The organism is Nocardiopsis chromatogenes YIM 90109, assembly GCF_000341185.1.
Classification (GTDB): Bacteria; Actinomycetota; Actinomycetes; order Streptosporangiales; family Streptosporangiaceae; genus Nocardiopsis_A; species Nocardiopsis_A chromatogenes.
In genome coordinates this window covers 19,495-28,645 of record NZ_ANBH01000122.1, presented here as the reverse complement: position 1 = coordinate 28,645, position 9,151 = coordinate 19,495, and the positions used below count along the sequence as shown (strand labels likewise).

The window sequence follows — 9,151 nt, the reverse complement described above, 5'->3', positions numbered from 1 at the left end:
GGTGCGCGCCGCGGGCCCGCTGCTGGCGGCGGCCGCCTCAGGCGGCGAGGGCGAGGGCCACCCCGAAGGCCGTCAGGGCCACACCCCCGGCCAGGTCGATTCCCTGCCGGACGCGGCGGCGCCGCATGATCTCTGACAGCGCGCTGATTCCCAGCACGTAGACCAGCCACCAGACCACGACCATCGCCACCAGGACGGCTCCGAGCAGCGCCGTCTGCTGCACCGCCGCCTCGGGCGCCGAGACGAACTGCGGGAGCACGGTCACGAACATGACCGGCAGCTTGGGGTTGAGCAGGTTGTTCACCAGCCCCTGCAGGTAGGGGCTCCCGGACCGGTCCGCACCCCCGTGGTGGGCGGCGGCGTCGGCGCCCCCGGCCCCTGAGCGGCGCGCACGCCATAGCGCGAGGATGGTGCTGCCGCCGAGGTAGACGAGGTAGGCGGCGCCGGCCAGGCGGAGGGCGTGCAGCACCGCGGGGTGCGAGGCGACCAGCACCGACAGGCCGGCGGTGGCCAGCAGCGCCCACGCGGCGATGCCGGTGACCGACCCGGCGGCGGTCGCCAGCCCGCCGCGCCGCCCGCCGCGGGCGGTGTTGCGGGTGATGAGCACGAAATCGGGTCCGGGAAGGACCGTGACCAGCACCGCTGCCGCGATGAACCCGCCCATGTGCTCCGGGATCGGCACGAGCGCACCCCCTCGTCTGCGTCGGGACCCGCCGTGCCCGCGCCCCGGACGGGGCCCAGCCCCCTCACCCCCTCCGGGAGCACGGCGGCACGGCGGAACGAACTGCGAAACGACCGGGCATCGCCCGGTCATTCAACGAACTTGTCCCGCTAATTATGGAGGATCTCCGAAAACTACACCAAATCACCGTGATATATTCGGCGTATGACTGAACGAGTCGATCTGGATTCGGTCGATCTGCGGATTCTGCGCATCCTGCAGAACAATGCACGGATCACCAACCGCGATCTGGCGGAGGAGGCGGGGGTGGCGCCGTCGACGTGCCTGGACCGGGTGAACCGGCTGCGGGCGTCGGGGGTGATCGAGGGCTACCGCCTGAAGGTGTCGCCGGAGGCGCTGGGGCGCCCGATCCAGGCGTTCCTGACGCTGCGCACCCAGCACAGCCGCGACGTGCTGGCGCCGCTGGCCGAGCACATCCTGGCGCAGCCGGAGACGCGGGCGCTGTACAACATCGCGGGGGCATCGGACTTCCTGGTCCTGGTGGCCTGCCCGGACGTGGCGACCCTGCAGCGCCTGATCGTCGACGAACTGACCTCCCGCCCGGAGATCCACAACGTGGAGACGATGCTGGTCTTCCAGGAATGGGAGGGCGGCCCCCTGCTGCCCCCGGACGCTTCGGCCGAGACGGGGTAGGGCGACGCCCCGCGCGGCAGGGTCGTCAGGTGTCGGGCGCGTGGATGTCCGGGCGGCCAAGCGGCGACGGCGGAGCCGGCCACCCGCTCACGGGCCCGGCGGGACGGCGGGCCGCCGGAGTGAGAGCGGTGGGGCGGCAACGACGAAGGCTCCTCCCTTTCGGCGGCGCTGTCGGGCGGGAGGCGTGTGCGTGGTCGCCGTGACGGGCGCCGACGGCCAGAGCGGAGCGGATTCCCGGCCACGCCTGCCGTCCGCCGGGCCCCTCGCGAACCAGGGAGGTGGCCGGTCCACCAGGTCCCCCGCTCACCGCCCCCGACCGAGCGGCGGGCCCCGGGTTGTGAGGCGGAAGGCCGCAGCGGAGCAGGACACGAGCCGCCCCGCCCCCACCCGGACCGCGAGGAACCTGCCGCCCCGCAGTCAGGACCGGGGACCACGAGCGGGGTACCTGCCGGACCCGCCACCTCCCGCGCCGCCCGAGGCCCGCCGGACGACCCGAACCCCCGGGGAACCGCCCCGCCCACCCTCCGCTTCCCACCCGTCACCTGGCGGATCGGGAGGTACAACTCGCCTCACCGGCACACCTGGCTTGCCTTTCGGACAGTCACTCCTCCCTTGACCGTCGTCGCGGCGCGCTTGAACGATGTCAACGTGTGCAGCCGACTTGCCCACGTGTCCGCCCGGAGCAACCCCCGCCGCCGACCCCGCGCCGCCCGGTGAACGTTCCGTTCGCCCGGACCGAACCGCACGGGCCCACCGCGTCGGTCCTCGACACCGTCCACGGACGCACCGTCCCGGACCCCTACCGGTGGCTGGAGGACGGTGAGTCCACCGCCACCCGGCGCTGGCTCGACGCGCGGCAGCGCGAGTTCGCCGAGGCCGCCCGCGCCTGGCCCATGCGCGACCGCCTCGCCGCCGACATCACCCGCCTGCTCGACCACGACCTGTGGTCGCCCCCGCTCCTGCGCGGCGGCACCGCCTTCGCCACCCGCCGCTCCCCCGGTGACGAGCACCCCCGCATCGTCGCCCTCAGCGGGATCGGCGTCGACGGCCAGGGGGGCGCCGACGGTCCCGGGAAGGGCAGGCACGCCAAGGGCGGCGCACGCGCCATCGAGCGGACCGTGTTCGACCCGGTCGCCGCCGACCCCGGCGGGCGCACCACCCTCGACGCCTGGGAGCCCTCCCCCGACGGCTCCCTCGTCGCGGTCCAGACCTCGACCGGCGGCACCGAGCACGGCGAGCTGCACATCCTGCGCACCTCCGACGGCGCCCCCGTCGAGCCGGGCATCGCGGGCGTCCGCTACTCGCACGTCGCCTGGCTCCCCCCGGACCTGGGCGGCCCCGCCTTCTTCTACGCCCGCCGCGACGGCGCCGACGGCCGCCGCGGGCTCTGGCTGCACCGGGTGGCCGCGGACGGAGGCGCCGCGGCCGGGGGCACCGCCGCCGGAGGCACCCCGGACACCCTGGTGCGCGCCTGCACCGGCCCCCGGACCGTGCCCGGTGTGCGGGTGCTCGGCGGCCGCTGGCTGCTGGCCACCGAGAGCCACGGCACCGGCCACCGCAACGACGTGTGGATCGCCGACCTGCACGCCTCTCCCCCCGACGCCCCCGCCTGGGTCCCCGTCCAGGAGGGCGTGGAGGCCGAGACCACCGCCGACCTGGGCCCCGACGGCGTCCTCTATCTCCGCACCACCCTGGACGCCCCCCGCCGCCGCGTCTGCGCCGCCGACCCCGCCGACCCCGCCGACCCCGGGCACTGGCGCGAGGTCGTCCCCGAGGACCCCGGCGCCCCGCTCGACGGGTTCACCGCCGCAGGCACCCCCGACCGCCCCGAACTCCTGGTCACCCGTACCCGCCTGGGCGTCAGCTCCCTCGACGTGCACGACGCCCGCGACGGCCGCCGCCTGCGCGCCGTCGACCTGCCCGGCGAGGGCATGGTCACCCGGCTGGAGCAGGGCCCCGGCGGCACCGCCCACTTCTGCTACGCCGACGTCGCCACCCCCCAGGGCGTGCTGCTGCTCGACCCCGGCGCCGCGCGCCCGCGCCCCTGGCCCTCCGCCGCTGGCGGCGGCCGCCCTCCGGCCCCCGCCGCGCGCATCCGCCGCCGGGTGCTGCGGTGCCGCTCCGCCGACGGCACCCGGGTGCCCGTCACCCTGCTGTCCGCGCCCGGCTCCGACCCCGACGAGGACGGCNTGCTTCGGCCGCCCCCGCCAGTTCGGCTTCAGCGCCACCGTGCTGGCCTGGCTGCGCGCCGGGGGCCGGTACGCGGTGGCGCACGTGCGCGGCGGCGGCGACGGCGGCCGCGACTGGCACCGGCGCGGCGCCGGACGCGCCAAGCCCCGCGCCGTGGAGGACCTGGTCGCCGCCGCGGACGCGCTGGTGGAGGGCGGCCACGCCGACCGCGCGCGGCTGTGCCTGACCGGCGGGTCCGCCGGGGGCATGCTGGTGCTCGCCGCCGCCGGGCTCCGGCCCGACCTGTGCGCGGCGGTGATCTCCTCGGCGCCGCTGACCGACATGGCCCGGTTCGAGCGCATGGGCCTGGGCCGGATGTGGACCCGCGAGTTCGGCACCGCCGCCGACCCGGACGACTTCGCCGCGCTGCTCTCCTATTCCCCCTACCACCTGGCGCTGGACGGGGCGGGCGGCCGCCGTCCGGCGGTGCTGCTCACCGGGTTCCACTCCGACACCCGCACCGGCGCCGCCCACCCCCGCAAGATGTGCGCCGCCCTTCAAGGGGCCGGCGCGCCCGCCCTGCTGCGCTACGAGCGCGACGTCGGGCACGGCCAGCGGGCCGTGTCCCGTGCCGTCGCCCTGGCCGCCGACGCCCACGCGTTCGCCGCCGAGCGGACCGGGCTGCGCCCGCGGCCGGGCGGGCGCTGAAGCTCTGCCCCACCGGGCAGGGAACCCCGACGAAGGACAGGAGGAGACATGGACCCCATGGAGTTCGAGGTCGAGGTCGAGGACCTCGGCGAGGTCACCTCGCGCGACCTGACCGCCGGCGGCGGCGACAACGACGGCACCGACGGCAGCTCCGACTTCATCTGACCCCCATCCGATCCGACCGTCCGATGCACCGGTCACCGTGCGGCGGCGCCCCCGCCGGGGTGACCGCCCGATAGAGCGCCGCCGGGGGTTCGCCACTGGCCCCCGGCGGCCCCGCCCCTTCCCCGGGAGGTCACCGCCACCGTGTTGCAGCCCCACACCCTGTTCACCGGAGCCGTGCGCGCGGCGATCGGCGAGGACGCCCTGCGCAGCCGCCTGTCCGAGGACGTGCTCTTCGCCGATGTGGGCGAGGAGGCGGTGCGCGGCCTGCTGGACTTCGACGCGCTCGACGAGGTCCTGGCCACCCGGCCGCTGGCGCCGCCCCGGCTGCGCCTGCACCGCACCGGCTCCGCGGTGCCGGTGGAGCGCTACACCGAGGCCGGGGAGGTCTCGCGCGAGGCCGCCCGGGTGGTGCGCCCGGAGGCGCTCTACCGGGAGCTGCGCGAGGGCGCGAGCCTGGTGCTGGACAGCGTCGACCGGCTGCACCCGCCGGTCCGGGAGGCGGCCGACGACCTCATGCGCCTGGTGCGCGAGCGCGCCCAGGCGAACCTGTACCTGATCTGGGGCGACTCGCACGGCTTCGCCACCCACTGGGACGACCACGACACCTTCATCGTGCAGGTCGCCGGGGAGAAGGCCTGGCAGGTGCACGGGCCGGGCAGCCGCCCCCACCCGATGAAGGTGGACTCCGACCACTCCCACACCCCGCCGGAGGGCACGGTGTGGGAGGGCGTGCTCCGGCCGGGGCACGTGCTGCACGTCCCGCGCGGGTGGTGGCACACGGTCACCGGGACGGGCGGGGTGAGCATGCACCTGACGTTCGGCTTCACCCGCGCCACCGGGGTGGACTGGGCGCGGTCGCTGGTCGAGCGCCTCTACGACGAGGAGGTGTTCCGCCGGGACCTGCCGCGCTTCGCCTCGCCGGACGAGCGCCGCAAGCGCCACGACGAGCTGGTCCGGGTGCTTTCGGCGCTGGCCGAGGAGAACGGGGTGGACGCCTTCCTCGCCGAGCGCGACGCCCGCTTCCCGCGCCGCCACTCCTATGCGCTGCGGTGGGCGGTGGAGGACGGCCGGGTGCCGGAGGAGGACACGGCGGTGGAGTTCGTGCCGCTGATCGCGCCGCCGGTCGCGGTGGAGGGCGGCAAGGCGTCGGTGACGGTGTCGGGGCGGCGCTACCGCTTCCCGGCGGCCGCCGAGCCGGTGCTGAGCGTGCTGGCGCGCGACCGCCGCCTCACCGCGGGCGAGCTGGCCGAGCGGTCGGGGGCGGGCTTCGACACGGTGGCGGCGGTGCTGCGCGCATTCGTCCGGCACCACCTGGTCGTGTTGCGCTGACGCGCCGCCTCGCGGGTGCCGGCCGGAAGCGGGCCGCCCGGTCCGCCGCGCGAGGGGCGGTCGGCGCCCGGTGTCTGCGTCGGCTCCGCCGGTCCCGACCGGGCCTTGGGACGCCTCCGGCCCCCGGCCGCAGTGCGCGGCCGGGGGCCGGAGGGTGGAACAGGGCGTCCGGACGCCCCCGGGTCAGGTGATGTCGGGGGCGGCGCCCTCGGGCGGGGTGTCCTGTCAGGCGGTGGCCGCCTGGCGTTCGGGGTGCTGCTCGCCCATGAGCCCGCGGAGCTTGCCCACGAAGAGGAACAGGGCGATGCCGCACACCACCGCCAGCAGGCCCAGCAGCAGGAAGTAGTCTCCGCCGAGCACCGGCTGCAGGCGGCTGACCTGGGCGCCGACGGCGTCCCCGGCGGTGATGGACAGGAAGAACAGCCCCATCATCTGCGCCTTGAACGCCTGCGGGGCCAGCTTGGAGGTCATCGACAGGCCCACCGGGGACAGGCACAGTTCGGCGATGGTCTGCAGCAGGTAGACGCCGACCAGCCACATCAGGCCCACCTTGACGGTGCCGCCGTCGGTGGCGGCGGTCGCCCAGCTCATCACGACGAACGAGAAGCCGCACACGACCAGGGCGAAGGCGAACTTCATGCCGGTGCTGACCCGGTCGCCCAGCTTGCTCCAGACCAGGGCGAACACCCCGGCGAGCACGATCACCATCACGGGGTTGACCGCCTGGGTGGACCCGGCGGGCACGGCGAAGGAGCCGATGTGCAGGTCGACGTGCTCCTTGGCGAACAGGGTGAGCGGCCCGGCGGCCTGGTCGAAGATCATCCAGAACACGGCCGAGGCGACGAACAGCCACATGAACGCCTTGAGCCGGGGCCGCTCCTCGTCGGTGATGTCGTCGCGGCGCACGACGAACATGTAGAGGAAGTACAGGACCGGGACGACGATCGAGAAGGCCGTCAGCACGTAGGTGACGTTGTCGACGCTGAGGGTGCCGGTCAGCGCGGCGGCGGCGAAGGCCGCGGCGACCGCGGCCACGGCGACGGCCAGGTTGCGCAGCAGGCGGCCGCGCTCTGGGGCGGTGAGGGGGTTGCCGGGCGCGTCCCCGGCGCCCTGGAGGTTCTTCTGGCCCAGCACGTACTGCAGCAGGCCCAGGGCCATGCCGACGGCGGCGACGGCGAAGCCGACGTGCCAGTCGTAGTGCTCGCCGAGGTAGCCCACCAGGAACAGGCCGATGGCCGAGCCGATGTTGATGCCCATGTAGAACAGCGAGTACCCGGCGTCGCGGCGGGCGTCGGGCGCGTCCTTGTACAGCTCGCCGACCATGGCGGAGATGTTGGGCTTGAGCAGTCCGGTGCCGACGCACACCAGCGCCAGGCCGAACCAGACGAACGCCGAACCGAACTCCAGCGCGAGGCTGATGTGGCCGAGCATGATGACCGCGCCGCCGACCAGGACGGTGCGGCGCTGGCCGAGCAGTCGGTCGGCGATCCACCCGCCGGGCAGCGCGGTGAAGTAGCTCATGGCCAGGTAGAGGCCGACGACCGCGGTGGCGGTGCCCGTTCCCAGGCCCATGCCTCCCTCGCTCACCGCCGCCGCGAGGAAGAGGACGAGGATGGCGCGCATGCCGTAGAAGGACAGGCGCTCGTTCATCTCCGTCCCGGCCAGGGTGATCAGCCCTTTGGGGTGGTTCCGCATCGGTGTTCCCGTCGTTCGCGTGTGCCCGCGCGCGCCCTTGTAGGGGGCGCGCGGGCGCGGCCGGGCGGACCGGCTTTCGGCACAGGTGGTCCCCGCACCCCTCGTGGGGGCCGGGGGTGCGGCGGGCCGGGCGGCGCCTGCGGCGATCGGGTCTCCGGTCGGCGGGCGTCGGGCCGCCCCGCCGGGGACGTCCAGGGTCGTGGACGTCCGTCCTGGTCAAGGAATGTACACCCTGTGTCATTCCTGACTTTCCACTCTCTTGGGGTTTGTAGCATTCCTCACAGGACATATCGGGCATCCCGCGGCGGGCCGCCGCACCGCGGAGACCCCCCGCACACCGTCCGAACCGCGGGGCGACCCGACACACCGGGGAGGCCGACCTTTGCCCCCGGAGATTTCATTAGGGTAGCCTCAGCTAAAGACGGCGGGGCGTCCGTGGAACGCGGCGATCGCGCCCGCTCCGTCGCGCACACCGGCGTCACGAGGAAGGTCGTCCGGCGCATGCCTGAGGTCCCGGTCCCGCTGCAGGCGGTGGTCGACGCCTGCGCACCGCTGAAGTTCTCCCCGCTGCCGGCGCTGCGGGCGCCCGGCATGTCGGCGGGGGCGGGGGACCCGGTCGCCGACCAGTGGTTCCGCACCGACCTGATGGTCGCCGACGGCGAGGTCCCGGTGCTGTTCGAGCGCCTGACCGCGCTGCGCGGGCGCGGCCACCGGCTGCCCGCGGTCACCGACTTCCTGCGCGCCACCCTGCGCGAGCCGGCCTTCCTGGTGTCGGCCGGCACCTACCTGACCCGCCGCGCCGCCCTGCTGGACGCCGACCGCCTGTGGTTCCCCTGGTGGTCGGCGGGCGGCTTCGGCACCCCCACCGTCACCGGCGGGCGCACCGCCGTGCTGGCCGACGACCCGGCGGCCCGCCACCCCTCCGCCGTGGTCTGCGCCGACGAGGACGAGCTGGTCCGGCTCGCCGCCGAGCACATGGTGGCCGCCTTCACCCCGATCATCGACGCGCTGCACGCCCACACCCGGGTGGGGCTGCGCACGCTGTGGGGGTGGGTGCTGGACACCTCGCACTTCTACATGCTCAACCCGGCGCGGTTCCTGGGACGCGACGCCGAGGACGCCTGGCGGCTGGCGCGCGCGCTGGGCGACGCGCTGATCGAGGCGGGCGCGGTGACGCGGGCCCGGCCCAGGCTCTTCCCCTTCCGCGAGGACCACCCGCGCGGCACATGGGCGGTGCGGGGGACGTGCTGCTTCGACTACAAGGGCGACCCCGAGCACGGGTTCTGCACCACGTGCCCGCTCAAGTGCGACAACGACCGCCGCGACGAGCTGCAGGAGTGGATCAGGAACCCGGCGCTGGCACCGTGAGCGGCCACCGCTGAGCGGGGGCGCAGCGGCCGCACGGCCGTATGGCCTCCCTCCCGACGGCGTCCGCCGGGGCGGTTCCGCCGTCCACGCCGCACACCGGGCGCCCTCGGCGCGGGCCTCGGCGCCGATGCCGTCACCACCACCGCTTGGACGGCACCGTCGCCGAGTCGTCACGGGGATGGACGGGAACGCCACCACACCAGCGGACGCGGCCATCCACCCCACCCCTTCACCCCGCCCGCCTCACGTGCACATCCGCCATCACTCAGCGTCCGGGACCAATGCGCTGAGTCGTCGGGGCCTCCGTCGCTAGGAGGCGGCGGGCCGCCGGGGAATCCTCGA

The 9,151-nt window shown here is 75.1% G+C and carries 5 protein-coding genes and 1 pseudogene; 4 read left to right on the top strand and 2 right to left on the bottom strand.

The annotated features are described in order from the left end of the window. Nucleotides 1–37 precede the first annotated feature (37 nt). Nucleotides 38–682, bottom strand: coding sequence for a LysE family translocator (locus tag D476_RS0112530; protein WP_017624283.1), 645 nt, complete (start codon nucleotides 680–682; stop codon nucleotides 38–40). 204 nt (nucleotides 683–886) lie between these two features. On the opposite strand from D476_RS0112530, the gene D476_RS0112525 reads away from it, so the two are divergent. From D476_RS0112525 to D476_RS0112505, 3 genes and pseudogenes are all read left to right on the top strand, one after another. Next, a complete protein-coding gene (locus tag D476_RS0112525; protein WP_017624282.1) occupies nucleotides 887–1,375 on the top strand; it encodes an Lrp/AsnC family transcriptional regulator in 489 nt (162 codons plus the stop codon). A gap of 713 nt (nucleotides 1,376–2,088) precedes the next feature. After that, a pseudogene (locus tag D476_RS33100) lies at nucleotides 2,089–4,252 on the top strand (prolyl oligopeptidase family serine peptidase). A gap of 306 nt (nucleotides 4,253–4,558) precedes the next feature. Beyond that, nucleotides 4,559–5,746 carry a JmjC domain-containing protein gene (locus D476_RS0112505; protein ID WP_017624280.1) on the top strand — a complete coding sequence of 396 codons (1,188 nt, stop codon included), beginning with the start codon at nucleotides 4,559–4,561 and terminating at the stop codon, nucleotides 5,744–5,746. A gap of 225 nt (nucleotides 5,747–5,971) precedes the next feature. Here D476_RS0112505 and D476_RS0112500 read toward each other — a convergent pair whose 3' ends face one another. Beyond that, on the bottom strand, nucleotides 5,972–7,441 hold the full coding sequence (locus tag D476_RS0112500) for a peptide MFS transporter (protein WP_017624279.1): 1,470 nt from the start codon (nucleotides 7,439–7,441) through the stop codon (nucleotides 5,972–5,974). Between the two features lie 501 nt (nucleotides 7,442–7,942). Here D476_RS0112500 and D476_RS0112495 point away from each other — a divergent pair. Continuing rightward, the gene (locus D476_RS0112495) at nucleotides 7,943–8,809 is read left to right on the top strand and encodes a (2Fe-2S)-binding protein (RefSeq protein ID WP_017624278.1); all 867 of its coding nucleotides are present in this window, start codon (nucleotides 7,943–7,945) and stop codon (nucleotides 8,807–8,809) included. The last annotated feature ends 342 nt before the right edge of the window (nucleotides 8,810–9,151 follow it).